The following is a 16,682-nucleotide window of genomic DNA, read 5'->3' on the forward strand; positions in this document are numbered from 1 at the left end:
TGTCAATAAATCATTGGTGGGTTTGGCAACACAGCTTACTTTTAAAAATTAACGCCTTTTTTCCCTTCCACGATCGGCAGGTTAATAACACTTTGGCCAAGATGGACATTGAAAGTAGCTCCTGTTGCCGAAGGAAGTGTCCGCTGATACGCGCTTCCTGCAATAATGACTCCGATGCGATGGCCTTTCTTAAAGACATAGTCATGAGGCAGTGCGCCCCACTCAAATTTATAATTTTTACCTGGATTTAGTGGATCTGCTGCTAAAAGTGATTTCCAATTTTGCGGATCAAACCAGCCTCTAGAGACAATTTCATACGATGCTGTACGGAACGTTTTTTCTGTCTCTCGATAGCAAGCATCATCTGTATCCGAACTTTCTCCCCAACAGCTTTCAGTTGCCAATGTTTTGATTCCTTCTCCACTTCCGGTATGATTGACCCTGGTATCCATTCCATAATCGACAATCATCACGGTTAAATTGGAATTATCCTTATCTACTGTTGCTCGAAGTGAAACTTCCGGTACACCGCTCATGCGCGCATCCTCGATTAGTGGTTCAGTGAGGAATACTAAACGGTCGCTTTTCACGGTCATTTCATTTGTGACCATCGCGGTTTCTGTTTGCCTCGGATTGTCTGTAAAGGTTTGCGTAAAATTACCTTTTACAGGACCAGTTGTTAAAACTCCAGGTGAATTTTCGTTTTCCCCAGGTGCAAAGCGGATTTTCGTTGATTTCACATTTTTCTCCGGCCATGAGGCATGGGTTTCCCAAACATCTGCTGCTCGTTCAATATCGACAGCAGGCTCATCCATAATGCCATTTTTCATGCCAAGAAGCCAGTAGTCAAACCAGCGATGCAGCGTATCGACCCACTCTGCTCTGCGGAAATCAAATGGATCGACGTGGCCTGTTTGCGCAAGCCATAGTTTGCGAGGCACTTTCTCCTTATTTAGTGCTTCCCACCAGTCATTGAAATGGTTCATCTTCACGTTTAAGTCATTTAAACCATGGATGGCGAAGACACTTGCCTTTACGTTTTTGATATCTTTCACATAGTTTCTTTCATTCCAAAAATCATTGTAGTCGCCGGTGGCGTCATCTGCCGCTTGATTTACACGATCAAACACATGCTGACACGTTGCTTTCCGGGAACTGTTTACCACCCTGCTTGCCAATCCGCCTGGCCCATTATTATAGTATGTTAGCCCTGCATAGCGGTAATAATTATACCAATTGCTTATTGCGCCAATCGGAACGATTGTTTTTAAGCCTTCTACTCCCGTTGCTGCGACACCATTTGCTAATGTGCCGTCATACGATTTACCGATCATCCCAACATTACCGGTTGTCCACGAGGCCTTTACCTCGTTATTATTTTTATCAACTGCCGTTGCCCTTCCATTAAGCCAATCGATGACAACTTTAATACTTTCAATTTCTTCATAACCGCCGGTAGTTGGGCAGCCATCCGATTGGTTGGTTCCTACCATATCCGGCAAGACAACTGCATATCCTCTTGGAACAAAATAATTATCATAATAAAGCGGAAACTTCTCATTAACCCCGTCTTTATCTTTGTCCTTTACTTCACTTTCATTGCCTCTTCCTAAACTCTCATAGTAAGGGCTGGCATCCATAATCACAGGTACCTTCAGCCCTAAGTCAGATTCTTTCGGCCGAATGATGTCTACGGCAATTCGATCAGGAACTCCGTTTTCATCCGTGTCAAGGCTAGATTGGACAAAAACGGTTTCACGAATGGCATCCTTGTAAGAATATTTCGGCTCTGATTTTACATTTGCCAATGAGTTTACTGCTTGACTCTTTTTCGGCGCTACTGTTTCCGCATTTGTATAATTCACAGATGATAGTGTTAAAGCAATGGTTGTTACTAATGTAGTTACTATTGAAAACGCTCTCTTTTTCATTAAATCCCTCCTTTACCCTAATAAATTCAATTGTAGGATATGGAGGGATCTGCCAATAGTGTATAAATTACCAATTTTCACACTATTAATTTTTATTTAATAGGTGAAAGGACTTACATCTTTTAATAGAGAATAGTCTTTTAAAAAATCTAGTTTACTCGTAAATTCGATCAATTAACATTCAACACTACTCGTTCTTCCTCTGCGCCTAATAAATTGGCTAAGTATTCTATGGTCGTTAAATATAGGATTCCATTCCCTTCAAGCTTTGGCGAATTTCCTAGTGGTACGGTCCTTCTAATTAGTTGAGCATACAGCTCTGGCTCGGTTAGCTTTCTTTCAAAAGCTTGATTCGAAATTGCTTTAATCAGCGCAAGTGCGCCGGATACATGCGGGGTTGCCATTGAGGTTCCACTAAGCTTTGCATATTTTCCATTTAGGAAGGTTGATAGTATATTTTCCCCTGGAGCGACTAAATCTACTTCCTCATTTGAATTGCTAAAATCCGAGATTTGGCGGCCCAGTCCGGTGGCACCGACACTGATTACCTCATTATAAGCTGCAGGATAGGACAACTCGTCTGTTGAATCCCGTCCGTCACCTTCGTTTCCGGCCGCACATACAACGAGAATCCCACTTGCGACAGCCTTTTTAATCGCCTCATGTAATTCAAGAACATCTGCTGGACCGCCAAGGCTCATTGAGATAATATCCACCTGTTGTTCAATCGCATAATAGATTCCATTGATGATCCACTCATATTGTCCGGAGCCATGTTTATCAAGAACCTTCACTATTAACAGATTGGCTTCCGGTGCAACACCGACTACTCCGAGATTATTGGCGGTTGCTGCCATGGTACCGGCAACATGTGTGCCATGACCATTGTAATCCCGATAGTTCGTTTGATCACTGCGGTCGTCTTTCGTAAAATTTCTCCCGCCAATAATTCGATCCTTTAAGTCGGGATGGGAACTCTCACAGCCAGTGTCTAAAATGGCGATGGTGATCCCTTTCCCTTTTGTTTTTCCCCACACTTCAGGAGCCTGAATCAATTCCACCCCTTTTGGCACCTCGGTTACATCTTCAAATTCTGCAATCACCTGGTACGGAATCAAGCGTACTTTTCGCTCCATCCAATTCCCTCCTAACAGATTTAATTGAAGCCAACCCATGATGTTAGTAATAGTTTAACAATTCTGAATATATTAAAAAAGGTTCCTTTGGAGTGTTTTTAGAGATTTTTTAACATACTAGATAACGAATCTGAAAAACAAGTAGCAATATGAAACATTTTACAGCATTTGATATATTCGTTACTTTCGAAAAGAATTTTTAATAAAAATTAAATAATCTAGTAAAACAATAGTGGTTTTATGTATGATACATTGATTTTAGCCTTTTAAAAAACCTGAGAGTTTGTAAGAATAAATAATGCTTCTATTTTGTGAAAAAGAATGAGTTGATTACATGTTGAACGTAAAAGAAGTTACTGACCAATTGAAGGACTTAGAGATAACAGATAGCGAACAGATCGTTTTACGTTGGATTTTGGAAGGGAAAATTAAAGCTAAGCGGACGAAGAAATTAAACATTGATTACTCAATCAAACCAGCTGATTTAGCATCATTCATATTAATAAAGCTGATTGAGGAAAAGAGCAAACAATTTGGTGTTGATTATCAACAATGGGAAAAAACGTTCCATGAAAACCAGAAATTAAAAGAGGAAATCGAAGAATTAAATAGTAAAATTCGCATCGAACAATCCAAAGTTCGCGGCTTAAAAAAAATGATATCAGCAGAATATGCTCTATCCGAGTCTCCACCTTTTACATACACCTCATTTTTAGGATTAGATCCGGATGCTGACAAAGCTTTGATAAAAAAAGAGTTTAAAAAATTACTTAAAGCTCTTCATCCTGATCGCGGAGGAGATGAACGGCTTTTTAAAGTGTTTTATGAACAGTACAGGAAATCCGGTGTTTAACCAAGGGTTTTATGATTATATACATGGAAACTCTCCTGATTAAATTCGGGAGATTCCCATGTACTAATAGAATGCAGCCTTTTTAAAAAGGCATTTAACACTTCTCGTTCTTACGATGAAGTGTTTTTTGTGTCTTCCAGCCCTTTTTTTTAACATTGGTTTCGCAAATCGCGAAATTTGTTCTAACAATATGACGCTTGTCCAATCAAGGTTAGAATTAGCAAATATATTACATAGTGGAGGGTTTTTCCCTTCTATTTTCTAATAGGAGGTGATTAGATATGTATGGTTATGGCGGCGGCTATGGCGGTGGAAGCAGCTTTGTATTAATCGTTGTATTGTTCATTCTGCTTATCATCGTAGGTGCTTCTTTCATGGGCTAGTAAACTGTCCGGAACACCGGGCACATTAAGGGGTTCATTTGTCCTTTGAATTTGAACTTCTAATGAAGGGAGGATGAATTAAATGACATTTGGATTTGGGGGATTTGATCGAAGAGAAAGGTTTTTTCGTGACGATTTTAGAAGAAGACGGTTTTTCCCCATTGAGATTGAAATCGAAATAGAGAGAAGAAGACGAATTGAAATCGAGATTGAGAGAAGAAGGCGGTTTGAATTCGAAAGGAGACGCAGATTCTTTTAGCGTTTATTTTAAAAAGTGTTCTTTTGGGCCTTCGGGCTCTTTTTTTAATATATAGAACCTTGAATAGTTGGACAAACCACTTTTGCTTTAACCCACAGGGCATTCACCTAAATTTTTTTAAAAAAACGATACCACATTTTACCTAGCTGCATTTAATGTAAGGTGAAGGAGGATGATGATTATGACTGAAACGAATTTTCATCAAATTGCCCATGAGTTGCTAAAGAAGGACGTTGAGGTTATTACGCTCCGAGGGGATTTTAGCGGACGGCTGATAAATGTAGGTACGGATGTGATTGTTTTGGAAAGAAGAGGTCGAATTCGTCCGGTGAATTTGGCGATAAGAATCGAAACCATTGTGTTAATTTATCGTGCCGAACAAATGCCAAGAGGACCATTTGGGTTTGCTCCAGAGGAATTTCATGAGGAACAACACCATGAGAGCAGCGATGAGAGAAAAAGATAAGGATTCAAGTGTTAGATTTTACCTGAGCGTGGCGGGTAGAATATCCTTCATAGCTCATATGAAGGACATTACCCGCCACGTAGGTGTTTTTTTAAATGGACGAGAATTCTGTTACCAACTGATCAAAACGCTTTAAGGCGTTGTTTATCGGTTCAGGCGTCATTAAATCAACGCCTGTTTTCTTTAACAATTCAAGTGGATAATCAGAACTTCCACTTTTTAAAAACTCTATATAAGCCTTTAATGTCGCTTGATCGCCGGCTAACAGCTTCTCAGCAATATGAATAGCGGAGGCAAAGCCAGTTGCGTATTTGTATACATAAAACGGCCGGTAGAAATGCGGGATTCTTGACCACCCGTATTTGACTTCATCATCAAAAACAACCTCATCGCCATTATATTGTCTAAATAAGGATTCGTATGTTTGATTAAATACTGCTACGTTTAGCGGCTTGCCTGATTCTGCGAGCTCATGAGTGATTTTCTCGAATTCCGCAAACATCACCTGGGTATAGAAGGTTCCTTTAAATTGATCGATAAAATGATTGAGTAAATGCTTTCGAATCGCTTCATCAGTTTCTTTATTAAGTAAATAGTTGATCAGTAATACCTCATTCACGGTTGAGGCCACTTCGGCGACAAAAATACTGTAACCGGCTGAAATTCTAGGCTGGTGCGAACTAGAGTACCAAGAGTGCATCGCATGACCGAATTCGTGAATCATCGTGAACATACTGTCTAAGTCGTCATGTTGATTTAGTAAGACAAACGGGTGGACACCGTATACCCCTAAATTGTAAGCACCAGACCGCTTTCCTGGTGTTTCTCGTACATCAATATAACGGGCCTCTTTAAACGTTTTCAGTGTGTTGACATATTCCTCGCCTAAAGGGGCTAATGCTTCTAAAATGGTCTCATAGGCGTCATCATAAGAAATTTCGATTTTCACCCCATTCACAAGCGGGACATTTAGATCATATTGACGCAATTCCTCCACCATCAGCTTTTCTTTTCGAATCGCTGTATAACGGTGCAGCGGCGCAATATTTGCTTTCGTGGCAGCAATCAGATTTTCATAGACTTCTTTTGGAACCATGTCTCCGAATAATCCCTTTTCCAGTGCTGAAGGATAGTTCCTTAGGCGTGCTAGGGTTACGTTTGTTTTAATATTGGCTGCCAGGGTGGAGGCAAGCGAATTTTTCAGCTGAAGGTATGGCTGGTAATAGGCCTTATAGGCTTCCTGGCGCTTATTTCGGTCGTCATCTTCAATCAGTTTGGAGTACATGCCACGCGTTAATGCCACTTTATCGCCATCATCGGTTGTTACCTCACCGAATTTGATATCGGCGTTATTCAGCATATTGTAAGTTTGGCTAGGGGCTGAGAGTGCTTCTCCTAGATGAGAAAGAATTTCTTCTTTTTCCTTGCTTAAAACATGTTCCTTATAACGGTAAGCTTCAAATAGATCCTTTTCGAAGTAATCAAGCCGCGGTTCTTGTTGAATAAATTCTCTTAACGTACTTTCTTCGAGGCTTAATAAATAGGGCATAAAAAACGATGTCGCTGCATTTAGTTTAACGGCAAGCTGTTTGGCGCGGTCAACCAGTGACTGTGCTTCGATATCCCTCGTGTCCACATCTGCCTGCAGCATTCCATAAACATACACAAGATTGAATTTACTCGATACTTCTTCTTTTTCTGTTAAATAAAGATAAAGAGATGTTCCATCTTGAATGGCGCCATCATATTGCTTTAATTTTGTTGTCATTTCTTCGATACAGCGATAGTCCTCTTCCCATTTTTCTAACGACGGATATATGTCCTCGATATTCCATTTCTCTTTCTCAGGTACCTCTGCTCTGGATTGATAGGTGTTCAACACAAGCATCCCTCAATTCGTTTTTTTTTCATGTTTTGATATTTTTATTATAACGGATTCGCTTGGAAATTTTTTAATAAAAAATCGCCATTTAATGTGAAATCGCTTCCTTCACCCGAAATACGTATGACATGGAAGTGACTTTTCTCCCTATAAAAATTTTGGATGATTTTGCTGAAAAAAAGTGGTGGACTTATTTTTTAAGCCTGCTATAATCCATATAGATACTAATCATTAATATTAAAGGTGGACATTATGGGGAACACTTGCAGGTATGTTGTCAACGCACTTGGAAAAGGTGGGGAAACATATTATACTCTTTGCAAAGATAAACAAGATTTAAAGAATTGGATAACCAATAATCGAGAGAAATTAATAATGGAAGAAATAATGATTACGGATAAACAGCAAAATCTATTTTCGAAATGGTTCAGCTCTAAAAAACTATATTAAAAGTGTGACGCCATTCCTCAGGAATGGCGTCCAGTTCGTATTTTCAACGATTACTAGTTTTTCTAAACTACTTCTTTTATTTCTACTTCCGCGAACTTCCGTTTTTGAATGTAGAGCAGTCTGATTGATAAAGCAATGCCTGCTGCTAGTAATCCGAAGGTTAATCCAATCCAATAACCTCTAGCTCCTAAGCTGGTAAAATGAGCAAGGAGGTACCCGACCGGAAGACAAATTAACCAGTAAGCGATTAAGGTCATGATAAAGGCAAGATTGACGTCCTTGTACCCTCTTAACGCTGCCTGCGCTGTTGCCTGAATGGCGTCGCAGATTTGAAAAAAGAGTGCAAAAATTAAAAAGTTCGCCGTTAAGTTGATAACCGCTGCTTCATTCGAATAAAAACCGGCAACCTGGTAGCGAAAGAGTACGACAAAGACCCCGCTCAAACTGGCAATTAAAATCGCCAGGTAAATCCCCAGCCAGCTGTATTGTTTCGCATCCTTATAGCGGCGTGCTCCGACCTCATATCCGACGAGAACCGTTTGGGCCATCGAGATACTGAGTGGAATCATGTAGAGAAAGGAGACGATGTTTAACGCCGATTGATAGGCCGCGATTGTCGTGACGCTAAACTTACTTAAAAGAATCGTGACAACGGCAAACATACTCGTTTCAAAAAAGGTGGACAGCCCCATCGGCACGCCGATTATTAAAATTTCCTTACATTTATCCCACGAAAACTCCTTCATATTGGCAAACACAGGAAACAAAGAAAATGGAACTTGTGTTTTCACGATGAAAATCGTCATGGCCAATATTGCCCAATAGGTAACCGAGGTCGCATACCCCGCACCAGCCCCGCCTAGTTCGGGAAAACCAAAATTTCCAAAGATGAGACAATAGTTCAAGAAGAAATTGAGTGGTAAGGCTAAAAGGAGGATGACCATTACCACTCTTGTTTTTCCGAGTGCATAAATAAACGAGCGCAGCACGTTAAAAATAAACAAAGGCAAAAGTCCATAACTTAGGCCAACCAAATATTCAAAAGCCGTTTTTTCTACACGGGCGGGCAGATTCATTTTATTTAAGATGGGATCTAACAAGAAAAATCCTGCGATGATAACGACCACGGCAATGATGACGGAAAGGTAGATTCCATGCTTGACAACTGAGGAAACCTCTCCATTCTTCTTCTCTCCGAAACGCTGGGCTGCAATAGGGGAAACAGCAAGTAGGATCCCGCTGATTCCCATGAAAACCGGACTCCAAATCGAGGAGCCAATCGCCACACCGGCAAGGTTGGAGGCATCATATTTGCCTGACATAATCGTGTTGAAAAAAACCATTGAAAACATGCCAAGCTGGGTGATTAAAATCGGTATTAATAAAACTAAAATTTGCTTTGTCTTTTCCTTGATGGTAAAAGTCTGATTCATAACGGGTACTCCTTATAAGAAAAGCGTAAGCGCCCTGTTCAGCGGCGTATGGCCTGGAGCGCTCCAACTGAGATAAAGGAAACACGAAGAGCCGTAGGCGATTCGATGTTGACTTATCGTAGGGCGGAGAGCGAAGGACACTAGCCGCTAGGGCGCTGGAGCTAGACAATTCTCAAAGTCTAATATGTATGCTTTCTTAAATAAAATTTTTAAAGCACGGACTTTCCTTGCCCTATTTCTTGATAATTTTTGATGGATTGTTGAGTTTGTACAGCACTGCTGTATCCACCACGAATTCCTCCGCCACGTCTTTCCCTTTAGCTAATTTCTTGGCGGCCACTTTTCCGTCGAACTCAAGTAAATCACCGGGGGCAAGTTCAAATTTCTTAAGTGTTTTGCTGTGGCTGCACCAGGCGAGTCCAAGCTCTAGCGGGGATTCCTGAACAATTTGTACATTTTCTAAAACGACCACTTCATCATTTTCTTCATTAAAAGGATTGTAGGTTAGGGCAAATTGTTTGACGGTGGCTGTAAAGTGAACTTTATCGACGGGAAGTTCGAGCTTCGGAGCCCTTTCTTTCTTTTGTTTCGTTTCTTTTGCTTTTGCGGGTTTCGCTGCTGCTACTTTTTTGGGAGTATCTGTGTCTTTGACAGTTTGTGATGGCTGGGTAACTTCTCCACTAGGTTCTTTTGCTGCAGACGGTGCTGGCTCTTTGCCCTCAACTGTCAACATGCTTTCTTTCCCAAAACTTGATTGCTGCATTTCTTTTAAATAGGCAGGGTGGATACAGGATAAATTCCCGTCTTGAAACTCAATCACTAATGTAGCAAATCCCCCTCCACTTCCGTAGGTCTCATATCCTTTGATGGTTACCTGACGCTGATAGTTTCGCTCCTTGTACCAAAATTCCTTTTTCGCTTCCTTTGCTGAGGATAGTCCCCACTCCTTCAGCTTGTCTTTATAATGCTCCACATCACGAAAAGTCTCGTAGTCCCCTTTTGGCGGAATATAGCGGGTCAAATCTGTTTGTTCTATATGTACATGTGCCATAACTACTACTTCACTTCCTTTCACTATGTATCTTGTTTGATTATACCATTTCAAGGGGAAAACCATAAGCTTCATGAATGCATGGTGAATGGCACATTAAGAGGTGGTTATTGTTGCATAAAAAAAAGACCCTTCGAGAGGGTCTTTTTCAACTTCGCTGGCTCTAATTATGCTTTGCGAACGTTAGATGCTTGTGGTCCACGTTGACCTTGCTCAACATCAAATGTTACTGCTTGGCCTTCGTCTAAAGATTTGAAACCTTCTCCTTGGATTGCTGAGAAGTGAACGAATACATCGTCTCCAGCTTCGCGTTCGATGAATCCAAAACCTTTTTCTGCATTAAACCATTTCACTTTACCATGTTCCATTTGTATATCCTCCTGCTGTGCGCTGTGCACAATGTATTACTATCCTTGCTCAAATCTTCAAGACAAAAAGCAGTATCACTTTAACGTTCTTTCCGACAGACAAAAATAATTCTACTTAACTATAACAGATGCAATTGGATAATGCAACCGAATAAAGGTCAAACAATGGTACAAGTTTTTTCGGTGGCTCCTCTATGAAAGCTAAGAATCCTCATTCGATTTCGCAAACATATATAAACCAAACGTTTTTCTTATCGATAATATCATTCCCATTAAAATCATATTGGAAAACAAGGAGCTGCCGCCGTAGGTTAAAAAAGGAAGGGCGATCCCCTTAACAGGCATGATCCCAACAACCATGCCGATATTTTGGAAAATTTGCACAGAGAAACTCAATGTGATTCCGGCACAAATATACATACCAAAAGAGGTTTGTGATTTATGACCGATTCTAATAATCCGATAAAGCAAAAGCATGAATAAAAGAACAACAAATGCGGCAATGATAAAACCGCCTTCTTCTGCTACAGTTGCAAATATAAAGTCAGTATGTTTTTCAGGAATGTAGACATTCCCCTGCATGTATCCTTTTCCTACAAATTCACCGCTCCCTACAGCTAGCAAGGATTTTTGACTTTGATAGGCTCCTTTACTATCCCCAGAAGGATCTAGCCACCCGATAATCCGCTCCTGTTGATGTGGCTTTAAGAGAGGAATTAAATCTTTATAAATAATGTCAGGCTGATAGTAAAACAAATAAACAAGCACCCCGGCAATAATAAGCGGAATCATCACAAAAAAAGCTACCAATTTCCGTTTTAACCCAGATAGGTACATCATGCCCCCAATCGCAATAAAGTAAAGAAAGACCATGCCCGTGTCTGGCTGCTGATAGACAAACAAAGAAGGCGGAATCGTGACGAGCAGAATTTTTCCAACAAGCAATAAATCTGTTTTCATTGTTCTTAGAAAATGAGTTGAATTATGCTTTGAAATGAGTCTTGCGACTAAAATAATTAATGCAATTTTGAAAAACTCAGATGGCTGTATCGAACCTAATAAGGGAATGCTAAACCATCTTTTCGCTCCATATATCACCGGAGCAATCATTTTCGGTGAGAAACGCAATAAAATAATGACCATAAACATGAAAATATAGGCGGGCCATGCTAATCTTTCAATTTGATCCATATCAAGCTTGGCCACAAGGATTAACAGGACAAAACCGATCATATAATTGATCCCCTGTTTCAAGGCGAAATTTTGTGCACCATACTGACCTGTCTGCTGACTGCTATAAATAAATACAATACTTATCATAAAAAAGGCCATCAAAATGAGCATGATGGCACCATCTAATCTTCTAAAAATTGTTGTTTCTGTGTTCAATTATTTCACCTTCAAACCATTTTGATCAATCAATACGCATGCCCCCGCTTACTAATCGGTGCTAGTGCTGCTATCTTCTGAAGATGCCAAGAAGTCTCGTAAAGCCTGCTTATTTTTTTCAAAATCAAGTCTTAGCACGGCCCCGACGTCAACCGTTTCATCCTCATATGAATCTTCAAGTGGTATTCGAATACTTTCCACTTTTTTGGAGTCCCCAGCAATTAACCCTTTACCAATTGATAGAATCGTCGGTGTATCGACATTTGTATCAATATAAGGCGTAGCCATCCCAAGGATTTTTGGCAGGTTTAATAAACTATGAACACTGACTGCTTGTTCTTTGATTTTTGAAACTACTTCCTGCTGTCTTTCCACCCGGCCGAAATCACTTAAGCGATCTTGGCGAAAACGAACATAGCCTAACAATTTATCACCATGTAATATTTGTTTACCAGGAAGAAGTGTCATCCCAATTCCGTGGGACATCTCATGTGGAATGTCCACTTCAATTCCGTTAGGGGCAACGAGGTCAACGATTTTTGAAAATCCTTCAAAGTCGACAATGGCATAGTAATTAATATCGACATCAAAATTTTCCTTAATCGTTTTTCTGACTAATTCTGGGCCGCCATATGCAAAAGCGGCATTGATTTTTTGCTTGCCATGTCCGGGAATATCGACATATGAGTCCCTCATAATCGAAGCGACTTTCATATTATGTGTTTTTTGGTTAAAATGGGCAATCATTAATGTATCAGATCGTGGATGTGCCTCACCGCGTGAATCACTCCCAAGTAATAAAATATTAATCTCGCCAAATTGAGGTTCAGCACCTTGGAAGTCATCATACGATGTTTGTCCGCCCTTATTCTTTCCATTACTCGCTTCTGCCAAGCCATTCTTATATTGATAGACACTATAAACAACGACGGATATAAATAATAGTAGAACGGTTAAAAGGCTGTTTCTAAGCCATTTCCGTTTCTTTTTTGTTCTTACTCTGTTTTCCATTTTACATATCACCTGTCAGAATCATTTTTTTCAAGCATTTTTGGATAGTAAATCTAAACCAAGTTTTACGGCGATTGCATCGTCTACATAGCCAATCGGAAAAATGTAATCCGGGATCACATCCACCGAAATAATAAAATATATGAGCACGCTGCCAATGATAGCTAGCTCAACAGGAGAACCATTCTTTAAACGAAACCGCTCAAACATTTCTTTTAACTGGCTGATAAACGGACCGATGCTGCCAACTTTTCTCAGCTTTTTCTTAAAACCAGTAAGAATCGTCTCTTTTCCCTCGTCGGTCTCTGCATATTGTTGATACTTTGCCAATTGCTGTTCAACCAACTCAATCGAAAACGTTTTATTGTTCAATTCAGTTGATTCGAGCACTCTTTGAATACTGTCAATCGACGAGTGAATATCTGAACTCTGCTGTTCTTGACTTTGCTCTACCGGGTACCCTGCAGCTACAAACAAATCAGTGATCGGATATTCAAGGCAGTCGGCGATTTTTTGTAAATGTTCAGGATTTGCCTTACGTTTCCCATTAATAATCCTTGAAATGGTTGCTGTATCAATTTTAGTGAGCTCACTAAGCTTTCTCATTGATAATGAACGTTCCTTCAGTAATTCTTTTAACAATAAACCAAGTTTACTCGTTTTAGGTTGATCCGTCATACTCTTCTATCCCCTTCGAACAGAAAAATTCAGCTTGTAATTCATATTTTTATAGATTAATAAATTTGTTCTCTTGTGAGAATATACCTAACGATTGACATTTTGTCAACAAAAGTATTCAACTAAAAGAAAGCGGTTATGGCAATGATTAAAATAATAATCCCGCTAATGATGGTACCGAATTCCCCTAGTGTAAAAGAACCAATGCGGATGGAAGCTAATTTATGACCTAACTTCACTCCGGCCCAAACACTGATAATACTGCCAATCGCAGCGGTAAGTGAAATAGCAAGCGGTGTAAAACCGAGAAGCCCGGCACCTAAGCCATTCGTAAGGGCATTCGCTGATAAGGCCACACCAAGTATTATCGCTTCCACCCAGCTAATTTCTCCTGAGTTGTCAACATCAGCTGCTTCGGGATTCTTAAGAATCCCCTTCATGCCTGAAGAGGGATTGGCTTGCTCTTGGCCTGCGTCTAAAGCCTTTTTTCGTGGTACAGCCAATAATATAATTCTGATGCCGATAATAATGAGAATTAACGAGCCGATCATCACGGGGAACAAACCTGGCAAAAACTTAGATAGCCAAACTCCAAAAGATATTCCCGCTATGCTCATCAGAAAACAAATCAACCCAATCAATAAATTAGCCGCTAGACCAATCCGGATTTTGCGTATTCCATACGTAATACCTACTCCTAAATTATCAACACTTGATGAAACAGCAAATGCCAAGATGATTAACCAATACAATGTAAATCACTCCTATTTTTTTTACATTGTATTGATCAAATTGACGAATAGTGCTTATTTTTTCAAAGAACATTGATAAAAAGTCAACGGTATTATTTAATAAACTCGTAGCCTACGAGGCGGGAACCTCGTCTCCTTTTAGAAAAAAATTATAAATGTAATAGAATCTTTGCGACTGTAAAGTATAAAATTAGCCCCGTTCCATCAACCAAGGTGGTAATAAATGGACCAGAAACAATTGCCGGGTCAACCTTTAACTTGTTCAAAATCATCGGCAAAACAGCCGCTACCATTGATGCCCAGATCACAATAAATAATGCCGAAATCGCAACAACAGCCCCAACGTTGAAATGAACACCGAGGAAGAAAGCGCGGATTAAAGCAACGGTCCCCATCGTCAGACCAAGAAATACACCTGTCGAGACTTCTTTCCTAAACACCTTGAAAATATCTTTAAATTCAACTTCCCCTACGGCCATTGCCCGCACTAATGTTGTTACCGTTTGTGAGCCCGTATTTCCCCCTGTCCCTATTAAGAGCGGCACAAAAAAGGCTAAAGCGATTTGCTCAGAAAGTGTGTCCTCATAATGCCGTAACACTGTTCCTGTGTAAGCTTCAGCGACAAACAGAATTAACAGCCAGCCGATTCTTTTTCGATAAATGCTCCAAATGGTATTTTTAAAGTATGGTTCAGTTAACGGTTGACTTCCGCCAAGCTTTTGAAAATCTTCGGTTGCTTCCTCACGAATAACGTCAATTAAATCATCAACGGTAAGGATTCCAATCATTCGCTGATTGTGGGTGACGACCGGAATGGCAACAAGGTCATATTTTGACAATACATCTGCCGCTTCCTGCTGATGAACATCAACAGAAACGTAAATCGGTTCTCCTTGAATAATTTCTTCTAACACTGTTCCTTCATTAGCCAAGATGATATCCTTTAAAGAAACAACCCCGACTAGTTCACCTTGTCTATCTACCACATAAATGTAGGAAACAATCTCTGCCTCATGGCCCACTTTTCGAATGTGTCCAAGTGTTTGCTCGACAGTCCAATGAGTTCGGGCCGCAACATAATCGATTGTAGCCAATCTTCCGGCTGTATTTGGTTCGTAGTTCATCAGCGTATTAATTTTCACCTGATAATCGTCTGGCAAATAGTCCATTAGTTTTTTCGCTTGATTCGGATGAACCGATAATAACAGATTTACGATTGTATCACTAGACATTTCATTTAATAGATCCGATTTAAATTGTTCCTTCATTCGAAGCAGAATTTTATATTGCAGCTCCGGTTCTAAATATTCAAGAATTTCTGCTCCAAGTGGCGTAGGCACTAAAAAGAAAAATGTTAATTGTTCTTCTATATCCAGTTCACTCACCATGGCAGCTATATCAAATGGCTGTAAATCACTTATTAATTCATTTAAATTGACTTGATTATGCTCTTGTAAGATTGTTTGCAATTCACGCATCATGTTTTGTTCCATGATCATAACCTCCATTATTTAAATTAACCCGAGGTATTTTATGTGTATTTTTCCATGATAAATTCGTCAAAATCCCCAATGAAATTAACATAAATATTAATGATGAGCCTCCATAACTTACGAACGGAAGAGGTACTCCTGTTATCGGCATTAAACCCGAAACGGCCGCTAGATTAAATATGACCTGTACCATGATTTGAAAGGTTAAACCAATAGCCAATAATTTAGCAAACGGATCTTTGGCTTGAAGAGCAATACGGACCCCACGGTACATGATAAAAAGATAAGAAAAGATTACTAACAGCAGTCCAAAAATCCCAAGCTCTTCCAAAATAACGGCCATGATAAAATCCGTATGTGCTTCGGGAAGATAGCCAAATTTTTGAATACTATGTCCTAGACCCTGCCCCCATGTCCCTCCCGATGCAATAGCATGGTAAGAACCAATTAACTGGTAACCGTCGCCGTAAGGGTCGGCAAACGGATTTCGAAACGACAAAATCCGGTTCATGCGATAGGGGGCGGATATGGCTAAAAAGCCAATTCCACTTACAGCTATACTTCCCAATAGAATCAGGTGAATAATCCGCGCTCCTGAACACAGAAGGATGAACCCGCAAGGTAGTAAAATGGCCGTGGCTGTTCCTAAATCCGGCTGTTTTAAAATCAGGAAAAAAACAACAGCCAAAATCAACAGCGGCGGCATGACACCCTTCCAGAAATGGGCAATATAGGCTTGTTTTTTTGCATATACGTTAGCAAAATATATGATCATCACAAGTTTTATCGCTTCAGTAGGCTGAACAAGCATTGGGCCTATTTGCAGCCAGCGTTGCGAATGGTTCCTTTCCACTCCGACCCCTGGAATTAACACCATGATCAATAATATAATCGATATCACAACCAAAATAGGGCTCAGTTTACCGTAAGCACGATAAGGAAATACTGCTGTTATGACCATCAGGACGAAGCCAATTCCTAATGAGTGTAGTTGTTTTGTATAAAAGTAACGAGAATCATGGAAATCGACCGAAGCGATCGGAAAGCTCGCACTATATACCATTACAAGTCCAAACAAACATAAGAAAATGGCCGCAATGACTAATAAAAGATCCATTTTTTTCAAACGATTTAGATCCATGTAATT

General features: G+C 40.0%; 16 protein-coding genes. 4 read left to right on the forward strand and 12 right to left on the reverse strand.

The features are described from left to right. Nucleotides 1–41: 41 nt before the first annotated feature. A complete protein-coding gene (locus tag ACIQCO_RS17605) occupies nucleotides 42–1,931 on the reverse strand; it encodes a Xaa-Pro dipeptidyl-peptidase (RefSeq protein ID WP_400430654.1) in 1,890 nt (629 codons plus the stop codon). A 170-nt stretch (nucleotides 1,932–2,101) separates the two neighbouring features. Then, nucleotides 2,102–3,067: a S8 family peptidase gene (locus tag ACIQCO_RS17610; protein WP_400430655.1), complete on the reverse strand. Its 966-nt coding sequence runs from the start codon at nucleotides 3,065–3,067 to the stop codon at nucleotides 2,102–2,104. 334 nt (nucleotides 3,068–3,401) lie between these two features. On the opposite strand from ACIQCO_RS17610, the gene ACIQCO_RS17615 reads away from it, so the two are divergent. From ACIQCO_RS17615 to ACIQCO_RS17630, 4 genes are all read left to right on the forward strand, one after another. Next, the gene (locus ACIQCO_RS17615) at nucleotides 3,402–3,920 is read left to right on the forward strand and encodes a DnaJ domain-containing protein (protein WP_400430657.1); all 519 of its coding nucleotides are present in this window, start codon (nucleotides 3,402–3,404) and stop codon (nucleotides 3,918–3,920) included. Nucleotides 3,921–4,201: 281 nt separating this feature from the next. After that, entirely contained in the window at nucleotides 4,202–4,303 is a 102-nt protein-coding gene (locus ACIQCO_RS17620) for a YjcZ family sporulation protein (RefSeq protein WP_400430659.1), read from the forward strand. An 82-nt stretch (nucleotides 4,304–4,385) separates the two neighbouring features. Beyond that, the gene (locus ACIQCO_RS17625) at nucleotides 4,386–4,562 is read left to right on the forward strand and encodes a hypothetical protein (protein ID WP_400430661.1); all 177 of its coding nucleotides are present in this window, start codon (nucleotides 4,386–4,388) and stop codon (nucleotides 4,560–4,562) included. A 181-nt stretch (nucleotides 4,563–4,743) separates the two neighbouring features. Continuing rightward, complete coding sequence (locus ACIQCO_RS17630; RefSeq protein WP_400430663.1) at nucleotides 4,744–5,028, forward strand: hypothetical protein; 285 nt, start codon at nucleotides 4,744–4,746, stop codon at nucleotides 5,026–5,028. A 91-nt stretch (nucleotides 5,029–5,119) separates the two neighbouring features. Here the strand turns inward: ACIQCO_RS17630 and pepF are convergent, their stop codons facing one another. The 10 genes from pepF to ftsW form a co-directional block, all read right to left on the reverse strand. After that, the gene (gene pepF, locus ACIQCO_RS17635) at nucleotides 5,120–6,907 is read right to left on the reverse strand and encodes an oligoendopeptidase F (RefSeq protein WP_400430665.1); all 1,788 of its coding nucleotides are present in this window, start codon (nucleotides 6,905–6,907) and stop codon (nucleotides 5,120–5,122) included. Nucleotides 6,908–7,422: 515 nt separating this feature from the next. Next, the gene (locus tag ACIQCO_RS17640; RefSeq protein WP_400430667.1) at nucleotides 7,423–8,793 is read right to left on the reverse strand and encodes an MATE family efflux transporter; all 1,371 of its coding nucleotides are present in this window, start codon (nucleotides 8,791–8,793) and stop codon (nucleotides 7,423–7,425) included. A 232-nt stretch (nucleotides 8,794–9,025) separates the two neighbouring features. Beyond that, nucleotides 9,026–9,898 carry a hypothetical protein gene (locus ACIQCO_RS17645; RefSeq protein WP_400430669.1) on the reverse strand — a complete coding sequence of 291 codons (873 nt, stop codon included), beginning with the start codon at nucleotides 9,896–9,898 and terminating at the stop codon, nucleotides 9,026–9,028. Nucleotides 9,899–10,011: 113 nt separating this feature from the next. Further along, nucleotides 10,012–10,212, reverse strand: coding sequence for a cold-shock protein (locus tag ACIQCO_RS17650; RefSeq protein WP_066086395.1), 201 nt, complete (start codon nucleotides 10,210–10,212; stop codon nucleotides 10,012–10,014). Nucleotides 10,213–10,413: 201 nt separating this feature from the next. Continuing rightward, entirely contained in the window at nucleotides 10,414–11,601 is a 1,188-nt protein-coding gene (locus ACIQCO_RS17655; RefSeq protein ID WP_400430671.1) for an FtsW/RodA/SpoVE family cell cycle protein, read from the reverse strand. A 51-nt stretch (nucleotides 11,602–11,652) separates the two neighbouring features. Then, nucleotides 11,653–12,612, reverse strand: coding sequence for an LCP family protein (locus tag ACIQCO_RS17660; protein ID WP_400430673.1), 960 nt, complete (start codon nucleotides 12,610–12,612; stop codon nucleotides 11,653–11,655). Between the two features lie 30 nt (nucleotides 12,613–12,642). Beyond that, a complete protein-coding gene (locus ACIQCO_RS17665) occupies nucleotides 12,643–13,290 on the reverse strand; it encodes a helix-turn-helix domain-containing protein (RefSeq protein ID WP_400430675.1) in 648 nt (215 codons plus the stop codon). 122 nt (nucleotides 13,291–13,412) lie between these two features. Beyond that, the gene (gene ytaF / locus ACIQCO_RS17670; RefSeq protein WP_400430676.1) at nucleotides 13,413–14,042 is read right to left on the reverse strand and encodes a sporulation membrane protein YtaF; all 630 of its coding nucleotides are present in this window, start codon (nucleotides 14,040–14,042) and stop codon (nucleotides 13,413–13,415) included. A 149-nt stretch (nucleotides 14,043–14,191) separates the two neighbouring features. After that, nucleotides 14,192–15,523, reverse strand: coding sequence for a magnesium transporter (gene mgtE, locus ACIQCO_RS17675; RefSeq protein ID WP_400430865.1), 1,332 nt, complete (start codon nucleotides 15,521–15,523; stop codon nucleotides 14,192–14,194). Further along, nucleotides 15,513–16,676: a putative lipid II flippase FtsW gene (gene ftsW / locus ACIQCO_RS17680; protein WP_400430678.1), complete on the reverse strand. Its 1,164-nt coding sequence runs from the start codon at nucleotides 16,674–16,676 to the stop codon at nucleotides 15,513–15,515. Before ftsW ends, mgtE begins: the two co-directional genes overlap by 11 nt. Nucleotides 16,677–16,682 lie beyond the last annotated feature (6 nt).

Source organism: Neobacillus sp. NPDC093127 (assembly GCF_044754175.1).
In the GTDB taxonomy this organism is placed as follows: Bacteria; Bacillota; Bacilli; order Bacillales; family Cytobacillaceae; genus Neobacillus.